At 68.1% G+C, this 16,275-nt stretch carries 16 protein-coding genes; 3 read left to right on the top strand and 13 right to left on the bottom strand.

Annotated features, from left to right (window positions below):
• Nucleotides 1–7: 7 nt before the first annotated feature.
• The 4 genes from E6C72_RS27915 to uxaC all read right to left on the bottom strand — a co-directional run bounded on the left by E6C72_RS27915 (nucleotide 8) and on the right by uxaC (nucleotide 4,985).
• Nucleotides 8–928 (bottom strand): sugar kinase, encoded by a 921-nt coding sequence (locus E6C72_RS27915; RefSeq protein ID WP_109085875.1) that lies wholly within the window; start codon nucleotides 926–928, stop codon nucleotides 8–10.
• A 43-nt stretch (nucleotides 929–971) separates the two neighbouring features.
• Nucleotides 972–1,955: a DMT family transporter gene (locus E6C72_RS27910; protein WP_109085876.1), complete on the bottom strand. Its 984-nt coding sequence runs from the start codon at nucleotides 1,953–1,955 to the stop codon at nucleotides 972–974.
• A 42-nt stretch (nucleotides 1,956–1,997) separates the two neighbouring features.
• The gene (locus tag E6C72_RS27905; RefSeq protein WP_109085877.1) at nucleotides 1,998–3,521 is read right to left on the bottom strand and encodes a UxaA family hydrolase; all 1,524 of its coding nucleotides are present in this window, start codon (nucleotides 3,519–3,521) and stop codon (nucleotides 1,998–2,000) included.
• A 63-nt stretch (nucleotides 3,522–3,584) separates the two neighbouring features.
• Entirely contained in the window at nucleotides 3,585–4,985 is a 1,401-nt protein-coding gene (gene uxaC, locus E6C72_RS27900) for a glucuronate isomerase (RefSeq protein WP_109085878.1), read from the bottom strand.
• Between the two features lie 304 nt (nucleotides 4,986–5,289).
• On the opposite strand from uxaC, the gene E6C72_RS27895 reads away from it, so the two are divergent.
• Nucleotides 5,290–6,072, top strand: coding sequence for a GntR family transcriptional regulator (locus tag E6C72_RS27895; protein ID WP_109085879.1), 783 nt, complete (start codon nucleotides 5,290–5,292; stop codon nucleotides 6,070–6,072).
• Nucleotides 6,073–6,075: 3 nt separating this feature from the next.
• Here the strand turns inward: E6C72_RS27895 and E6C72_RS27890 are convergent, their stop codons facing one another.
• The 3 genes from E6C72_RS27890 to kduI all read right to left on the bottom strand — a co-directional run bounded on the left by E6C72_RS27890 (nucleotide 6,076) and on the right by kduI (nucleotide 8,169).
• Entirely contained in the window at nucleotides 6,076–6,459 is a 384-nt protein-coding gene (locus tag E6C72_RS27890; RefSeq protein WP_109085880.1) for a cupin domain-containing protein, read from the bottom strand.
• Between the two features lie 69 nt (nucleotides 6,460–6,528).
• Nucleotides 6,529–7,287: a 2-dehydro-3-deoxy-D-gluconate 5-dehydrogenase KduD gene (gene kduD / locus E6C72_RS27885; RefSeq protein WP_109085881.1), complete on the bottom strand. Its 759-nt coding sequence runs from the start codon at nucleotides 7,285–7,287 to the stop codon at nucleotides 6,529–6,531.
• A gap of 45 nt (nucleotides 7,288–7,332) precedes the next feature.
• Nucleotides 7,333–8,169 carry a 5-dehydro-4-deoxy-D-glucuronate isomerase gene (gene kduI / locus E6C72_RS27880; RefSeq protein WP_109085882.1) on the bottom strand — a complete coding sequence of 279 codons (837 nt, stop codon included), beginning with the start codon at nucleotides 8,167–8,169 and terminating at the stop codon, nucleotides 7,333–7,335.
• A 245-nt stretch (nucleotides 8,170–8,414) separates the two neighbouring features.
• Between kduI and E6C72_RS27875 the strand changes: the two genes are divergently transcribed.
• A complete protein-coding gene (locus E6C72_RS27875) occupies nucleotides 8,415–8,870 on the top strand; it encodes a methylglyoxal synthase (protein ID WP_109085883.1) in 456 nt (151 codons plus the stop codon).
• Between the two features lie 31 nt (nucleotides 8,871–8,901).
• Here the strand turns inward: E6C72_RS27875 and E6C72_RS27870 are convergent, their stop codons facing one another.
• The 5 genes from E6C72_RS27870 to E6C72_RS27850 form a co-directional block, all read right to left on the bottom strand.
• Complete coding sequence (locus E6C72_RS27870) at nucleotides 8,902–9,660, bottom strand: GntR family transcriptional regulator (protein ID WP_109085884.1); 759 nt, start codon at nucleotides 9,658–9,660, stop codon at nucleotides 8,902–8,904.
• Nucleotides 9,661–9,813: 153 nt separating this feature from the next.
• A complete protein-coding gene (locus E6C72_RS27865; protein ID WP_109085885.1) occupies nucleotides 9,814–10,830 on the bottom strand; it encodes an ABC transporter substrate-binding protein in 1,017 nt (338 codons plus the stop codon).
• A 72-nt stretch (nucleotides 10,831–10,902) separates the two neighbouring features.
• Entirely contained in the window at nucleotides 10,903–12,018 is a 1,116-nt protein-coding gene (locus E6C72_RS27860; protein ID WP_109085886.1) for an ABC transporter permease, read from the bottom strand.
• Nucleotides 12,015–12,887, bottom strand: coding sequence for an ABC transporter permease (locus tag E6C72_RS27855; protein ID WP_109085887.1), 873 nt, complete (start codon nucleotides 12,885–12,887; stop codon nucleotides 12,015–12,017). The genes E6C72_RS27860 and E6C72_RS27855 overlap by 4 nt, the downstream gene beginning before the upstream one ends.
• Nucleotides 12,877–13,719 (bottom strand): ABC transporter ATP-binding protein, encoded by an 843-nt coding sequence (locus E6C72_RS27850; RefSeq protein ID WP_109085888.1) that lies wholly within the window; start codon nucleotides 13,717–13,719, stop codon nucleotides 12,877–12,879. The genes E6C72_RS27855 and E6C72_RS27850 overlap by 11 nt, the downstream gene beginning before the upstream one ends.
• A 354-nt stretch (nucleotides 13,720–14,073) precedes the next feature.
• On the opposite strand from E6C72_RS27850, the gene E6C72_RS27845 reads away from it, so the two are divergent.
• Entirely contained in the window at nucleotides 14,074–14,730 is a 657-nt protein-coding gene (locus E6C72_RS27845) for a MarC family protein (RefSeq protein ID WP_109085889.1), read from the top strand.
• A 149-nt stretch (nucleotides 14,731–14,879) separates the two neighbouring features.
• Here E6C72_RS27845 and paaK read toward each other — a convergent pair whose 3' ends face one another.
• Nucleotides 14,880–16,205, bottom strand: a complete 1,326-nt coding sequence (gene paaK, locus E6C72_RS27840; protein ID WP_199228754.1) for a phenylacetate--CoA ligase PaaK — start codon at nucleotides 16,203–16,205, stop codon at nucleotides 14,880–14,882.
• Between the last annotated feature and the right edge of the window lie 70 nt (nucleotides 16,206–16,275).

The following is a 16,275-nucleotide window of genomic DNA, read 5'->3' as shown; positions in this document are numbered from 1 at the left end:
CCGGCGCTCAGGCCGGCATGGCGTCGCGCGGGATGATGGCGCCGCGGTGCTGGATGACGGCGGCGGCCAGCTTGTGGGCGGCGCGGGCGGCGTCGGCCGGACCCTCGCCGCGCAGGCGGGATGCCAGATAGCCGGCGCTGAAGCTGTCGCCGGCCGCCGTGGTGTCGACCACGGTGGCGACCTTCAGGGCGGGCACCTCGATCGCTTCGCCATTCTCGATCACGATGCAGCCGGGCTGTTCCAGCTTCAGGACGATCTCGGCCACACCGGCCTTGCGGACGCGGGCCAGAACGGCGTCGGCATCGGCATCCCCATAGAGGTCGCGCAGGTCGGTGACGCCGGGCAGCGCGATGTCGGTCAGCGCAAGCATGCGGTCGAAGGCGGCGCGGGCGGTCTCGATGTCCGGCCACAGGCGCGGGCGCCAGTTGGTGTCGAAGGCGACCTTGCCGCCCTGCGCACGGACCCGCTCCAGCAGCTCGAACAGGCGCTCGCGGCCCTGCTCGCCCAGGATGGCGATGCTGATGCCGGACAGATAGACGATGCCGTAGCCCTCCAGTGCCCTGGACAGCTCCGGCGTCTGGGGCAGGGCGAACAGTTCGCGGGCCGGCGCCCGGTCGCGCCAGTAGAGAAAGCGGCGCTCGCCGCTGGGATCGGTCTCGATCATGTAGAGGCCGGGCAGGCGGTTCGGCACGCGCAGGACGTGGCCGGTGCCCACCCCTTCGGCCGCCCAGGCCTTCACCATGTCGTCGCTGATGCTGTCGTCGCCGAGAGCGGTGACATAGTCGACCGGCGTGCCCAGACGCGCCAGATAGACCGCGGTGTTCAGCGTGTCGCCGCCGAAGCCCATGGTCAGCGACCCGTCCGGCCGCCGGAACATCTCGATCATGCATTCGCCGAGCGCGGCGACGCGGTTGGGCGTGTCGGTCATGCTTCTTCTCCACAAGCCGGGGATCGCCCCGGCGACTTCCTGTTCATGACGCTGCGGAGCGGCGCAGCTGTGCCCGCATCCGTTCGCGGTGGGCGGTGTAGAGGCCGCTGGCGATGATCACGCCGGTGCCGACGAAGGTCCACTGGTCGGGCACCGCGCCGAAGACGAGGTATCCCAGCGCCGTCGACCAGATCAGCTGCACATAGGTGAAGGGCGCCAGCACCGATGCCTCGCCCTGGCGGTAGGCCAGGATCAGCAGCCATTGCGATGCGGTGTAGACCAGCCCGATGAAGGCCCCCAGCAGCATCTCCCACGGCGTCGGCCATGCCGCATGCAGGGGAAGCAGGGCGGTCAGCACGATCAGGCCGGTGAGCGCGCTCCACACCATGGTGGTCAGCGGGTTTTCCTGCACCGTCATCCTGCGCGTCACCACCAGACCGAGCGCCCAGCTGAAGGCGGTCAGGATCGGCAGCAGCGAGGCGGGCTGGAAACCGTCCTCTCCCGGCCGGATGACGATCAGCACGCCGGCCAGCCCGACCAGCAGCGCCGCCCAGCGGCGGATGCCGACCTTCTCGGCCAACAGCAGGATCGACAGCACGGTGACGAAGACGGGGGAGACGAAGCTGATCGCCGCGGCTTCGGCCAGCGGCAGATGCTGCATCGCCATGATGAAGAACAGGGCCGAGCCGAGCATGCCCAGGCCGCGCACCACCTGAAGCCCCGGCCGCGTCGTCTTCAGCACGCTGAGCGAGCCGCCGCGCAGGGCCAGCGGCATCACCAGCGCGGTGAAGACGACATAGCGCATCCAGGCGATCTCGGCCGGCGGCAGGGTGCGGCCGAGATATTTCGCCGTGGCGTCGGAGCAGGACAGGCAGGCCACCGCCAGCACCACCAGCAGGATCGCCCGCATCGGCTCCGTGCCCTTGACCCCCGGTCCAGTTGGCTGGATCGGGGTCTGCGGCGCGTTCACCGGTTCGGGACCGGCGTCGGTGCGGGAGCCAGGGAGAGGGGGGGAACTGTCGGGCATGGCGCCGGCTCGTCTACGGTTTCCGATAAGGGGCAGGACCCCTTACATGACCGCTCCCATCTGCCAAGGGGCGAATTCGTCGGCGCCGACGCCGAGCTCCTCGCTCTTGGTCTTGCGGCCCGACGCGGTGTCGAGCACCAGCTGGAAGATCGCGCGGCCGACCTCCTCGATCGAGGCGTCGCCGGTGGCGATGGCGCCGCAATCGATGTCCATGTCGTCCGGCATCCGGCGGAACAGCGCGCTGTTGGTCGCCAGCTTCAGGCTGGGCGTCGGCTTGCAGCCGAAGACGGAGCCGCGGCCGGTGGTGAAGCACAGAACGTTGGCGCCGCCCGCCACCTGCCCCGTCGCCGACACCGGATCGTAGCCGGGGGTGTCCATGAAGACGAAGCCCTTGTCGGTGATCGGCTCGGCATAGCGGTAGACGGCGGTCATCGGGGTGGTGCCGCCCTTGGCGACCGCGCCCAGCGACTTCTCCAGGATGGTGGTCAGGCCACCCTTCTTGTTGCCGGGCGACGGGTTGTTGTTCATCTCGCCGCCGGTGCGGCTGGTGTACTCCTCCCACCAGCCGATGCGCTCGACCAGCGCCTCGCCCACCTCGCGGCGGACGGCGCGGCGGGTCAGCAGATGCTCGGCGCCATAGACCTCCGGCGTCTCGCTCAGCACGGCGGTGCCGCCGTTGCGCACCAGCAGGTCGACGGCATAGCCCAGCGCCGGGTTGGCGGTGATGCCCGAATAGCCGTCGGAGCCGCCGCATTGCAGCGCCAGCGTCAGGTGGCTGGCCGGCAGGGTCTGGCGGGTGACGTCGTTGATCTCCGGCAGCAGCGCCTCGATCCGGCGGATGCCCTCGCGGGCCGCCGCGGCGGTGCCGCCCATGTCCTGGATGCCGATGGGGATGACGCGGGCGCCCTCCTCAAGGCCGGTGGCCTCCATCAGCTTGTCGATCTGGTTCACCTCGCAGCCGAGACCCAGCAGGATGACGGCGGCGAAGTTCGGGTGGCGGGCGTAGCCGGCGATGGTCCGGCGCAGCGTGTCCATCACCTCGCCGCTGCCGGCCATGCCGCAGCCGTAGCCGTGGGTCAGGGCGACGACGCCGTCGATGTTGGGATAGGCGGCGAGCGCGGGACCGCGGAAATGGTCGGCGATCATCCGCGCCGCGGTGGCGGAGCAGTTCACCGAGGTCAGCACGCCGATATAGTTGCGGGTGGCGACGCGGCCGTCCGGGCGAAGGATGCCCTGGAAGGTGGCGCGCTCGGCCTCCGGGATCGGTTCGACCGGATGGACGTCGGCGCCGAAGGCGTAATCGCGCTCGAAATCGCTGCCCATGCCCATGTTGTGGACGTGGACATGGTCGCCCGGCTGGATCGCCGTGGTGGCGAAGCCGATGACCTGATTGTACTTGCGCACCGGCTCGCCCGGCGCGATGGCGCGCACCGCGACCTTGTGCCCGGCCGGCACCGGCCCGGTGGTCGCCACTTCAGTGCCGGGCAGGGTGGTGCCGGGCTCCAGGTCGGCGCCGGCGACGACGACGTTGTCGGCGGGGTGCAGGCGGATGGTCAGCGATGCCATGGGAAGATGTCCTTGAGGAGTAAGCTGGGCCGCGCCGGAACGGGGTCCGGCGCGGCCGGGCAATCACAGCTTGTAGGCGTTCTTGGCGAGGCGGTAAGCGAGGTCGACGGCCAGGTCCGCGGCCTCGTCCTCTTCCATCCGGTGCTCGGCGACCAGACGGGCGAGGAAGCTGCAATCGACGCGGCGCGACACGTCGTGGCGGGCCGGGATCGAGCAGAAGGCGCGGGTGTCGTCGTTGAAGCCGACCGTGTTGTAGAAGCCGGCGGTCTCCGTGATCATCTCGCGGTAGCGGCGCATGCCCTCGGGGCTGTCGTGGAACCACCAGGCCGGGCCGACGCGCAGCGCCGGGTAATGGCCGGCCAGCGGCGCCAGCTCGCGGGAATAGCTGTCCTCATCCAGCGTGAACAGGATGATGGTCAGGTCGCGCTCGTTGCCGAAGCGGTCGAGCAGCGGCTTCAGCGCCCGCACATACTCGGTGCCGCTCGGGATGTCCGCACCCTTGTCGCGGCCGAAACGCTCGAACACGAGGGTGTTGTGGTTGCGGAAGGAACCGGGGTGGATCTGCATGACCAGACCGTCCTCCAGGCTCATCCGCGCCATTTCGGTCAGCATCTGGGCACGGAACAGCTCGGCCTCCTCGGCCGTCGCACCGCCGCGGCGCACGATGTCGAACAGCTTCTCGGCCTCGGCGCGCGGCAGATCGGCGGTCGCCGCCGTCGGGTGGCCGTGGTCGGTCGAGGTGGCGCCATAGCTCTTGAAATAGAGGCGGCGGTCGGCGAGTGCCGCGAGATAGCCGTCCCAGGTCGCGGTGTCCTGGCCGGTGATGCGGGCCAGCTCGGCGAGATTGTCGCGGAAGCCCTCGAACTCCGGATCGACGACCGGGTCGGGACGGAAGGCGGTGATGACCCGGCCCTTCCAGCCGCTCTCGCGGATCGCCTTGTGGTGCACCAGCGGGTCGAGCGGCGATTCGGTGGTCGCCAGCACTTCGAGGTTGAAGCGCTCGAACAGGGCGCGCGGGCGGAATTCCGGCTTGCGCAGGCAGTCTTCGATCTGGTCGTAGATGCGGTCGGCGCTGGCGGCGCTCAGGCGCTCGGTGACGCCGAACACCGTCTCGAAGGCGTGGGTCAGCCACATCGAGGTCGGCGTGCCGCGGAACAGGTGCCAGTTGCTGGCCAGCAGGCGCCAGATGGCGCGCGAGTCGGTCGAGGTCTCCCCGCCGTCCCTGCGCGGAACGCCCAGCTGCTCCAGCGGAATTCCCTGGCTGTAGAGCATGCGGAATGCATAATGGTCGGGCTTGACGAACAGGCTGGCCGGATCGGGGAACGCCTCGTTCTGGGCGAACCAGGACGGATCGGTGTGGCCGTGCGGGCTGACGATCGGCAGGGCGGCGACTTCGCCGTACAGGCGGCGCGCGATGGCACGTTGCGTCGGGTCGCTCGGGAAAAGACGGTCGGGGTGAAGCATCGGAAGCCTCTACGCTGCAAGAGAAGGGCAAAAGCAGGGTGGGGAAAAGGCGGGGTCCGTGCGGGGGACCGTCCCTACCGGCTGGCTGTATAATATTAATATATCAGATCTGATTGCAAGCCCAATCGTTCCGCAGATCGGGCATCGGCGGCTGTGAAGGCTGCGCCCAGTCGCCGCACCCGATCCACAAGAGAAGCTGGCGATGGATTTGACGTTGACGAAGAGGGATGGGTAGATTGCTGGGGATGAGGAACATCTCGCGTATGGCGGACCGCCGCCCCACGACATCTGCATGCCTGCCGGAATGGAGCCATTGGTGAAGAAGGTCGCGACGACAGAGGATGAGGGCGGCCTGGCTTCCGCAACCGTGCGCCGCGCGGCGGCCCCGGTGGCGGCGGTCCGCCCGCCGCGCCGCGCCGCGACCGTGGCGTCGCGCATCTACCGCGACCTGCGGGCGGAGATCGTCTCGCTGAAGCGCAAGCCCGGCGACGCCATCGCCGAAAAGCAGATCGCCGAGACCTACGGCGTCAGCCGCACCCCGGTGCGCGAGGCGGTGCTGAAGCTGGCCGACGAGGGGCTGATCGAGATTTTCCCGCAATCCGGCACCTTCGTGTCGCGCATCCCCCTGGACGCCCTGCCGGAAGCCTTCGCCATCCGCAAGGCGCTGGAGGAGGCGACGGTGCGCTATGCCGCGGCGCGGGCCAGCCGCAGCCAGATCGCGGCACTCCGCGCCAATCTGGAATTGCAGCGCGAGATGCAGGAAGCCGCCAATTACGAAGGCTTCCACCAGGCCGACGAGTCGTTCCACGCGCTGATCGCGGAGATCGCCGGCTATCCCGGATTCTGGACGCTGATCCAGCAGACCAAGGTGCAGATCGACCGTTACCGCCTGCTGACCCTGCCGGTGCGCGGCCGCATCACCGAGGTGATCGCGGAGCATGCCGCCATCCTCGATGCGGTGGCGGCCAACGATCCCGCGGCCGCCATCAAGGCGCTGGACGACCATCTGGACGATCTGCAGATTTCGGTCGCCGACATCCGCCGCGACTATCCGCGCTATTTCACCGCGCCGGGCGACCCGGTCTAGACCTTACTTCGCGTCGTCCGCGGCGGCATAGGCCACCGGCTCGCCCAGGAAGTCCTCGCGGATCGGCGTGAAGATGTCGAGCAGCACGCCCGGCTCCAGCGCCACCACGCCATGCAGGACGTTGGACGGCACCATATAGCCGTCGCCCGCGTTCAGCCGCCTGGTGCGGCCGTCGATGGTGACATCGAAGGATCCCTTCTCCACCACGGCGCACTGGACATGGGGATGGCGATGCTGCGCGCCGATGGCGCCGGCCTCGAACTCCACCCGCACCATCATCATCGTGTCGTTGTAGCCCAGGATCTTGCGGCGCACGCCGTCGCCCAGATCCTGCCAAGGGATGTCGCCTGCGGTCACGAACACGTCGGTCGCCGTTGCGGTGGTCATTGTCCGGTTTCCTCCCCCCAAAGAGAAAGCCCTCCACCGCCCGTCAGGGGCGGGGAGGGCCGTTTTCCGTCAGCGCGCCAGCCAGCCGCCGTCGACCGGCAGGATGGTGCCGTGGATGTAGTCGGCCGCGTCCGACGCCAGGAACACCGCCGGGCCGCCGATGTCGGACGGCACGCTCCAGCGGCCGGCCGGGATGCGGCCGAGGATCTCGGCGCTGCGGTTCTCGTCGGCGCGCAGAGCCGCGGTGTTGTTGGTGGCGACATAGCCCGGCGCGATGGCATTCACGTTGATGCCCTTGCCGGCCCACTCGCAGGCCAACAGCTTGGTGATGCCGGCGACGCCGCTCTTGGAGGCGGTGTAGGACGGCACGCGGATGCCGCCCTGGAAGGACAGCATCGAGGCGATGTTGATGATCTTGCCCTTGCGGCCTTCGTTGATGGCGTAGCGGCCGAAGGCCTGGCAGAGGAAGAACACCGTCTTGATGTTGATGTTCATCACGAGGTCCCAGTCGGCCTCGGTGAAATCGACGGCGTCGGCGCGGCGGATCAGCCCGGCGTTGTTGACCAGGATGTCCAGCTTGCCGAATTTGCCGACCGTCTCCTCCACCAGCCCCTGGACCGGGGCGATGGAGGTCAGGTCGGCATGGATGCCGTGGAACTTGCGGCCGGCCGCCTCGACCAGACCCTTGGTCTCGTCCAGCGACACCACGTCGACGGCGGCGATGTCGGCGCCGGCCTGGGCCAGCGCCACGGCGATGCCCTGGCCGATGCCGGTGTTGGCCCCGGTGACGAGCGCCACCTTGCCGGTCAGGTCGAACGAAATGCTCATGGTCGGTTTCCGTTCTTATAAGTTGGCTTCAAATCTGGGGGAGCGTCAGCGCAGGCGGTCCATGGCGACGAAGTCCATGTCCGTGAAGTCCTGGTTGTCGCCGCCCATCGCCCAGATGAAGGTGTAGTTGCGGGTGCCGACGCCGGAATGGATCGACCAGGGCGGCGAGATCACCGCCTGCTCGTTGGCGACCACGATGTGGCGGGTCTGCTCCGGCTCGCCCATCAGGTGGATGACGCGCGCCTCTTCCGGCAGGTCGAAGTAGAAATAGACCTCGCAGCGCCGGTCATGGGTGTGGCACGGCATCGTGTTCCACATGTTGTTCGGCTTCAGCACCGTCATGCCCAGAACCAGCTGCGCGGTGCGGACGACGTCCGGGTGGATCATCTGGTAGATGGTGCGCTCGTTCGACTGGGCCGGGTCGCCGAGATGCACGGCCTTGGCCTGGCCGATCGAGATCTTCATCGTCTCGAAGCGGGCATGGGCGGGGGTGCTGTTCAGGTAGAACTTGGCCGGCTCGCGGCGGTCCAGGCTCTCGAAGACGACGTCCTTGCTGCCCATCGCGACATAGAGCGCGTCGCGCGGCGCCAGTTCGTAGACGGCGCCGTCGACGGTCACCCGGCCGGCGCCGCCGACATTGACAACACCCAGTTCGCGCCGGTCGAGGAAGTTGGGCGAGCCGATCTCCTTGGAGGACTCCAGCTTCAGCGGGCCGGCCACCGGCATGGCGCCGCCGACGACGAAACGGTCGATGTGGCTGTAGGTGAAGACGGTCTCGTCCGCCTCGAACAGGGTCGGGACCAGGAAATGATCGCGCAGCGTCTCGGTGTCGAAGCCGCGGACCGCGTCGGGGTGGGAGGCGTGCCGGACGGAGATTTTCATGGGGTGGTTCCTTTTAAATCTGTGCAGCCGGCGTCCCGGCGGGTCTGGCGCCATCATACTAATATACTAGTAAGCCGGGCAAGCTCTAATGATGGAGTGCCGGACATTTCAGACGGCGGAGGGTGCGACAAAGTCGCAAGGACAAAGGGGAATTGCGGCAGCGCAAGCGGCAGGGGTTGGGGCCGCGTTGCGTCGGCTTCAAAGGTAATATATTAGTGATCGGTCTTCGTCAGGAGTGCCCAGCCATGACCGCCCAACAGTCCGCCCAGCCCCGCAAGCGCATCGCCCTCGTCGCCCACGACGCCCGCAAGGCGGACCTGATCGCCTGGATCGGCGCCAACATCGCGGCATTGGACGGCCATGCCTTCTGGGCGACCGGCACGACCGGCCAGAAGGTGCGCGACGCCCATCCCCGCCTGGACGTGACCCCGCTGAAGAGCGGTCCGCTGGGCGGCGACCAGCAGATCGGCGCGATGATCGCGGAGGGGCGGATCGATCTGCTGGTCTTCTTCGTCGATCCGATGACCGCCCAGCCGCACGATGTCGACGTGAAGGCGCTGACCCGGCTTGCGACGCTCTACAACATCCCGATGGCCTGCAACGAGGCGACGGCCGACATGATCGTCTCCTCCGCCCATTTCGCCAGCGGCTACGCCCCGCGCGCCGCCAGCTTCACCGCCTACGAGACGCGCAAGGTGTGAGCGCCGGCCTGCCGGCTCACTCCGGGCCGGCTCACTCCGTGAAATATTGCGGATAGCTGCGCCGGACGTCGGCGATGCCCAGTTGCAGGTCGGTCAGGTGGTGGCGCAGCTCGGCGACGGCGCGGTCGGGATCGCGGGCGGCGATCGCCTCGACGACGGCGCCATGTTCGGTCAGCGCCTTGTCCATCCGGCCGGTCGCCGGCAGGGTCAGGTGGCGGTAGCGGTCGACCTGCCGCTTCACCTGCTGGGTCACCGCCCAGAAGCCGGGATAGCCGGAGATTTCCGCCAGCAGGGCATGGAAGGCCTCGTCGGCCTCGTGGAAGCCGTCGAAATCGCCGGCCTCCTTCATCTCGCGCTGGAGTTCCAGGTTGGCGCGCAGCCGGGCCACCTGGCTGCCGCTCGCCTGTTCGGCGGCGTAGCGCACGGTGGCCTCCTCCAGCGCGCGGCGGATGGCGATGGCCTCCGGCAGGGCGCCGATCGGGATGCGGGCGACGAAGGTGCCGGACTGCGGGAACACCTCCACCAGCCCCTCGTCGGCGAGCTTCAGCATCGCCTCGCGCACGGGGGTGCGGCTGACGCCATAGGTGTCCGCCACCTCCTTCTCGATCACCGGCTCGCCCGGCTTGCGCCGCAGGGACACGATGTCGTCGCGCAGGTCGCGGTAGATGGTGCCCGACACGGTGGCGCCACGGTGGGCGGGCCTTGCGGTGGCGCTGGCGGGCCGGCGGCGGCGGCGGCGGGCCGGTGCGGCCACGGCCACCATGTTCGTATCGCCCGCGTTGGAGTCCATGCTCGTCCCATTCAATTCAGCGGCGGCCAATGCCAAGAGGCCGCGCTTACTAATATATCGCTGCGTGTCCGCGGGCGGAAAGTCTTTTGCCGAGAGAAATTCATGGGTGGGGAGCGGGCAAAGCGCAGCGCCCGCTCCCCAGTGCCAACGCCCTTACAGCTTGGCCGCCGCGTCGAACACCGCGTGGCTGTAGGCGCCTTCCGGCTTCTTGGAGATCACCGGGGCCGAGGCGCCGGACATCAGGATGCCGACGGTGCGGTCGAAATCGGCCGGGTCGAGATAGCCGGTGCCCTTGGCGCCGCCCTCGATCAGCTTGGCGACCTCCTGCATCATGGTGGTCTGGTGCTCCTCGGTCTGGGCGCCGGTGGTGTCGTTCTCCAGCACGATCTTCACCGCCTCGGCCTGATTCTTCGCGGCATATTCCCAGCCCTTGGCCGAGGCCTTGACGAACTTCGCCAGCTTCTCGACGATCTTCGGATCGGACAGCGACTTCTCGGTTGCGTAGAGGCCGTCCTCCAGCGTGGCGACGCCCTGGTCCTGATACTTGAAGACGGTCAGCTCGTCGGCCTTCATGCCGGCCTCGATCAGCTGCCAATATTCGTTGTAGGTCATGGTGGAGATGCAGGCCGCCTGCTTCTGCAAAAGCGGGTCGACGTTGAAGCCCTGCTTCAGCACCTTCACGTCCGGGCTGGAGCCGGAGGTGGAATAGCCCAGCTTGCTCATCCAGGACAGGAACGGATATTCGTTGCCGGAGAACCAGACGCCCAGCGTGTTGCCCTTGAAGTCCTTTGGATCCTTGATGTTGGCGTCCTTGCGGCAGGTCAGCATCATGCCCGACTTCTGGAACATCTGGGCGATGTTGACCAGCGGCACGCCCTTTTCCCGGCTGGCCAGCGCCGACGGCATCCAGTCGACGATCACGTCGGCGCCGCCGGCGGCGATGACCTGGGTCGGGTTGATGTCGGGGCCGCCGGCCTTGATGGTGACGTCCAGCCCGGCATCCTTGTAGAAGCCCTTGGCCGCCGCGACGTAATAGCCGGCGAACTGGGCCTGGGTGACCCATTTCAGCTGGAGCGTCAGTGGATCGGCGGCGGCGGCCGGCGCGCCCCAGCCGGCGAGGCCGGTGAGCGCGGTGGCGGCGAGCAGGACGGCGGAGGCAAGGGTCTTCATCGCGTTCGATCCTCTTCTGGCTGGGCTTGGTTTGGCTTGAAGGGCATTTGAGCTTGAAGGACGGAAAGTCGGTCAGCGTTTGCGGAAGGACGGGTGCCAGGCGGTGACATGCCGCTCCGCCAGTGCCAGCGCACCGTAGAGCAGCGACCCGGTCAGGGCGGCGACGGCGATCGTCGCCCAGACCACGTCCAGATTCATCCGGGCGACCTGGGTGGAGATGCGGAAGCCCATCCCCACCACCGGCGTCCCGAAGAACTCGGCGACGATGGCCCCGATCAGGGCCAGGGTGGAGTTGATCTTCAGTCCGTTGAACAAAAAGGGCAAGGCGCAGGGAAGCCGCAGCATCGCCAGCGTGCGCCAATAGCCGGCGCCGTAGGATCGCATCAGGTCGAGTTGGATGCGCTCCGCGCTCTGTAGTCCGGCCAGCGTGTTGATCAGCATGGGGAAGAAGGTCATCACCACGATGACGGCCGCCTTCGATTGCCAGTCGAAGCCGAACCACATCACCATGATCGGCGCGATGCCCACCACCGGCACGGCGCTGGCGAGGTTGCCGAGCGGCAGCAGTCCGCGCGCCAGGAAGGGCACCCGGTCGGCCAGGATCGCGACGAGGAAGCCGGCGCCGCAGCCGATCAGATAGCCGCGCAGCACGGAGATCAGCACCGTCTGGCGGAAATCGTCCCATAGGTCGGCGGCATTGGCGGCGAAGGCGGTCAGCACGAGACTCGGCGGCGGCAGCAGGATGGTCGGGACCTGGAAGCCGCGGGTCAGGACCTCCCACAGCAGCACCAGCGCCAGCCCGAACAATGCGGGGCCGGCCAGCCGCACCGGACCGCTGACCCCCGCCAGCAGGGCCAGCACCCGCCACAGCAGCAGGGTGGCGCCGGCCACATACAGCCAAAGCCCGCCGGCCTGGGCGAGAGGGTGGCCCTGGTTCAGCAGGACCAGCGGGGCGGCATAGGCGGCGGCGACTCCTGCGAGCAGGAGCAGGGCCTCGCCCAGGGCGGAGCCGGGCAGCCGGTGGGCGAGGATCGTCGCGACGGTCAGGGCGTAAAGGGCCAGGGCAACGGGAAGCTGCGGCAGATACAGGGCGGTGCCGTCGGGCGTGGCGAAGGGCAGCAGCGGGGCGGCCAGCATCACCAGCGGCCAGGGCGCCATGTTGGGGCGTGCCATATTGGACCGGCTCATCGCGCACCTCCCCGGCCGCCCGGCACCAGCGCCCGTTCGGCGAGACCGACGGCGGCGACCAGCGTGACGCTCAGCAATGCCGCCATCACCAGCGCGCTCCAGATCTGCACGGTCTGGCCATAGTAGGAGCCGGACAGCAGCCGGGCTCCCAGCCCCGCCTGCCCGCCGGTCGGCAGCTCGGCGACGATGGCGCCGACGACGCTGGCGGCGACCGCGATCTTCAGGCTGGTGAACAAATAGGGCAGGGAGGCCGGCAGGCGCAGCAGGCGGAAGGTCTGGGCGGTGCCGGCGCTGTAGGTGCGCATCAGGTCGAGCGTCAGCGGATCGGCGGAGCGCAGCCCCTTCACCATGCCGATGGTGATCGGGAAGAAGCACAGATACATGGCGATGATCGCCTTGGGCAGCAGGCCGGTGAAGCCTATGTTGCCGAGGATCACCACGATCATCGGCGCGATCGCCAGGATCGGCACGGTCTGCGAGGCGATGACCCAGGGCAGCAGGCTCGATTCCAGCGTGCGCGCCTGGACGATCCCCGCCGCCAGCGCCACACCAAGAACCACGCCCATGCCGAAGCCGGCCAGCGCCGCCCCGGCGGTGACGCCGGTGTGGTAGAGCAGGTTGCGGATGCTGGTCACCGGATAGCCGGTCAGGGAGGTGTAGAGGTCGAGCGCCACCTGATCCGGCGTCGGCAGGATCGGGCGCTTCATCGCCAGCGTGGCGCGGATCAGGTCGGCGGTGGTCCAGCCGGGACCGGCGCGGTTCAGCGCATCGGTCGCCGTCGGCGCGTTCAGCCAGACCGCGCCCAAATACCACAGCACCAGCACCGCCAGCGCCATCACGGCGACGGGCAGCGTGTTCCTAGTCGTCATAGCTGTGGCCCTCCATCAGCCCTTCGCGGACGCGGTGGGCGATGCGCTGGAATTCGGGGCTTTCGCGGATGTCCAGCGTGCGCTCGCGCGGCAGCTCGCGGTCGCAGTCGATGACGTCGAGGATGCGGCCGGGGCGCGGGCTCATCACCACGATGCGGGTGGAGAGGAAAACCGCCTCGGCAATGGAGTGGGTGACGAAGATGCAGGTCTTGCGGGTGCCGAGCCACAGGCGGGTTAGCTGCAAATTCAGATGGTCGCGGGTGATCTCGTCGAGCGCGCCGAACGGTTCGTCCATCAAAAGCAGGTCGGGGTTGAAGGCCAGAGCGCGGGCGATCGACACGCGCTGCTGCATGCCGCCCGACAGCTGCCAAGGGAACTTGCGCTCGAAGCCGGACAGGCCGACGAGGTCGAGCTGCTCGCGGGCGCGCTGCTGCCGCTCGGCCTTGGGCAGCCCCATGATCTCCAGCGGCAGCATGACGTTGCGTTCGACCGTCCGCCACGGGTAGAGCGCCGGGGCCTGGAAGACATAGCCGTAGGCGCGTTTCAGCCGTGCCTGTTCCGGCGTCATGCCGTTGACCGTCACCTCGCCGGAGGTCGGCTGTTCGAGGTCGGCGACGACCCGCATCAGCGTGGTCTTGCCGCAGCCGCTGGGGCCGATCAGCGAGATGAAATCGCCCTTGGCGATCGACAGGCTGACGTCGCTCAGCGCATAGACCGGATGGTCGGCGGTCTGATAGGTCAGGGTCAGGTTGCGGACATCGACGATGGTGCGCGGCACGGGGTCTGCGGCCGGCGGAACCAGAGTGAGCGGTGCGGGCTGGGCGGCTGGCACGGCGTTCGTCCCTTCGCGTTGGCGTCTGTCGGCGGGAATGAGAGCAAGAAGCGAGCCAGAGGCTGTGCGGTCGTGGAGTCTGTCGAGTAGTGCGTTGTTATTGCGAATGGAAAACTTGTCCGTAAGGACAGGAACTGACGGAATGGACAGCGTTCGGGCGCATGCGCCTTATAGGGTGCGCACAATTTTCGGGCTGAGGCTGTGTGGGTGGTGAAATTTCGGGCAGGGAGCCGGAATTCCCCTTCTTCCGGGGGGAAAGGGGATTGGGCGGCGGGAGAGGGAAACAACGGCGCCCTTGCCAGTCCTGCCCAGTCCCCGCTAACTGTTTGGACGGCCGACAAACGCGCGGATGCCATGTTCGACAGTTTCCTGCTCGCCTTCACCGCCCTGTTTTCCATCGTCAATCCGCTGGCGATGGCGCTGATCTTCAGCCAGGTGACGGCGGACAGCAGTCCGCGTGACCGGGCGCGGCTGGCCGGGCTGGTCAGCGTCTATTCGGCCATCGTCATGCTGACCGCGCTGTGGGCGGGTGCCTATGTGCTGAACTTCTTCGGCGTGTCGATGGCGGCGCTGCGGATCGCCGGCGGCTTCGTGGTGGCGGAGCGCGCCTGGGCGCTGCTGACGGCGCCGGAACGGCACGAGGCGCGCAAGCAGGAACAGGCCGCCGGCGACGGCGACCGGCTGGCCGAATCGGCCTTCTTCCCGATGACGATCCCCTTCACCACCGGGCCGGGCACCATCTCGGTTGCCATCGCGCTCGGCTCCACCCGCCCGACGCATGGCGCTGGCGGGCTGATGGAGTTCTTTTTGGGAATGTCGGGGGCGGCGCTGGCGATCGCCGCGCTGATCTGGCTGTCCTACCGCTCCGCCGACCGCATCGTCGCCTTCCTGGGGCCGACGCGGGTGCGGGTGCTGACGCGGCTGTTCGCCTTCCTGCTGTTCTGCGTCGGCGTCCAGATCCTGCTGACCGGTGTTCTGGACGCCTTCCCGCTGCTGTCGCAGAAGGGCTGAGCCTTCTTATCGAGCGTAAAGCCTGACATGTCAGGCTTTACGCTCGCCCTCAAACGGCGGGCGCGGCCGTCCGGCCGCTTGCCTTCGCAGGCATGGGCCTGCGGGGCCGCAGTCGCGGCCCTTACCGCCGAGCGTACGGCTCGGCGGTATCAGCCCTTCGGACGCAGGTCCTGCACGCGCTTGGCCTTGCCGATCGACCGCGCGATGCCGCCGGGCTCGACCACCTCGACGCGGGTGCTGATGCCGATCAGCGACTTGATCGAGTGTTGCAGATGCTTGGCGTGGCCGTCCCACTCCGACGGGTGGATGTCCTCGTGCATCTCGACCCGGACGGCGAGGTTGTCCATGTGGCCGTCGCGGCTCACCACCAGCTCATAATGGGGAGCGAGCGCCGGGATCTTGCAGATCAGCTCCTCGACCTGGGTCGGGAAGACGTTCACGCCGCGGATGATGAGCATGTCGTCGGAGCGGCCGGTGATCTTGTCCATCCGCCGCATGCCGCGCGCCGTCGGCGGCAGCAGCCGGGTCAGGTCGCGGGTGCGGTAGCGGATGACCGGCATGCCCTGCTTGGTCAGCGTGGTGAAAACCAGCTCGCCGTATGAGCCGTCGGGCAGCACCTCGCCGGTGTCAGGGTCGATGATCTCGGGATAGAAATGGTCCTCCCAGATCACCGGGCCGTCCTTGGTCTCGACGCATTCCGACGCCACGCCCGGCCCCATCACCTCCGACAGGCCGTAGATGTCGACCGCGTGGATGTTGAAGGTGCGCTCGATCTCCTCGCGCAGCGCGCCGGTCCAGGGCTCGGCGCCGAAGATGCCGACGCGCAGGCTGGTGCTGCGCGGGTCGATGCCCTGGCGGCGCATCTCGTCGGCGATGTTCAGCATGTAGGACGGCGTGACCATGATGATGGTCGGCTTGAAATCCTGGATCAGCTGGACCTGCTTCTCGGTCTGGCCGCCCGACATCGGCACCACGGCGCAGCCCAGCCGCTCCGCCCCGTAATGGGCGCCGAGGCCGCCGGTGAACAGGCCGTAGCCATAGGCGATGTGCACGATGTCGCTGCGGGTTCCGCCCGCAGCCCGGATGGAGCGGGCGACGACCTCCGACCACACGTCGATGTCGCCCTTGGTGTAGCCGACCACCGTCGGCCGCCCGGTGGTGCCGCTGGAGGCATGGACGCGGACGATGTCCTCCATCGGCACGGCGAACATGCCGTAGGGGTAGGCGCGGCGCAGATCGTCCTTCACGGTGAAGGGGAACAGCGCCAAGTCCTTCAATTCCTTGAAGTCGTCGGGATGGACGCCCTTCGCCTCGCACTTGGCGCGGAAAGAGGCGACGTTGGCGTAGGAATGGCGGAGCGACCATGCCAGCCGCTCCGTCTGCATCGCCGTGATCTCGTCGCGGCTGGCGAACTCGTAGCGGTCCATGCCGGCTTTCGCGCCCTGGTTAACGCCGGTATCGGTCATGATGGACATGGTGCGCTTCTCCCTTCGTACTGATGCCCGGCGCTTGGCGGCCAGTGTTGCCTTTGTTTGTTGGCCCTAT

This window comes from Azospirillum sp. TSH100 (assembly GCF_004923295.1).
Taxonomy (GTDB): domain Bacteria; phylum Pseudomonadota; class Alphaproteobacteria; order Azospirillales; family Azospirillaceae; genus Azospirillum.
Note: the sequence above shows the minus strand (reverse complement) of the source record. Positions and strands in the feature narration are given on the sequence as shown.

Coding starts and splice junctions, on each gene's coding strand:
- E6C72_RS27870 (WP_109085884.1), bottom strand. CDS start 9,660: ATGGACTCCAACGCGGGCGATACGAACATGGTGGCCGTGGCCGCACCG.
- E6C72_RS27910 (WP_109085876.1), bottom strand. CDS start 1,955: ATGCCCGACAGTTCCCCCCCTCTCCCTGGCTCCCGCACCGACGCCGGT.
- E6C72_RS27855 (WP_109085887.1), bottom strand. CDS start 12,887: ATGACGACTAGGAACACGCTGCCCGTCGCCGTGATGGCGCTGGCGGTG.
- paaK (WP_199228754.1), bottom strand. CDS start 16,205: ATGTCCATCATGACCGATACCGGCGTTAACCAGGGCGCGAAAGCCGGC.
- E6C72_RS27915 (WP_109085875.1), bottom strand. CDS start 928: ATGACCGACACGCCCAACCGCGTCGCCGCGCTCGGCGAATGCATGATC.
- E6C72_RS27845 (WP_109085889.1), top strand. CDS start 14,074: ATGTTCGACAGTTTCCTGCTCGCCTTCACCGCCCTGTTTTCCATCGTC.
- E6C72_RS27905 (WP_109085877.1), bottom strand. CDS start 3,521: ATGGCATCGCTGACCATCCGCCTGCACCCCGCCGACAACGTCGTCGTC.
- E6C72_RS27865 (WP_109085885.1), bottom strand. CDS start 10,830: ATGAAGACCCTTGCCTCCGCCGTCCTGCTCGCCGCCACCGCGCTCACC.
- kduI (WP_109085882.1), bottom strand. CDS start 8,169: ATGAAAATCTCCGTCCGGCACGCCTCCCACCCCGACGCGGTCCGCGGC.
- E6C72_RS27875 (WP_109085883.1), top strand. CDS start 8,415: ATGACCGCCCAACAGTCCGCCCAGCCCCGCAAGCGCATCGCCCTCGTC.
- E6C72_RS27895 (WP_109085879.1), top strand. CDS start 5,290: ATGGAGCCATTGGTGAAGAAGGTCGCGACGACAGAGGATGAGGGCGGC.
- uxaC (WP_109085878.1), bottom strand. CDS start 4,985: ATGCTTCACCCCGACCGTCTTTTCCCGAGCGACCCGACGCAACGTGCC.
- E6C72_RS27860 (WP_109085886.1), bottom strand. CDS start 12,018: ATGAGCCGGTCCAATATGGCACGCCCCAACATGGCGCCCTGGCCGCTG.
- kduD (WP_109085881.1), bottom strand. CDS start 7,287: ATGAGCATTTCGTTCGACCTGACCGGCAAGGTGGCGCTCGTCACCGGG.
- E6C72_RS27890 (WP_109085880.1), bottom strand. CDS start 6,459: ATGACCACCGCAACGGCGACCGACGTGTTCGTGACCGCAGGCGACATC.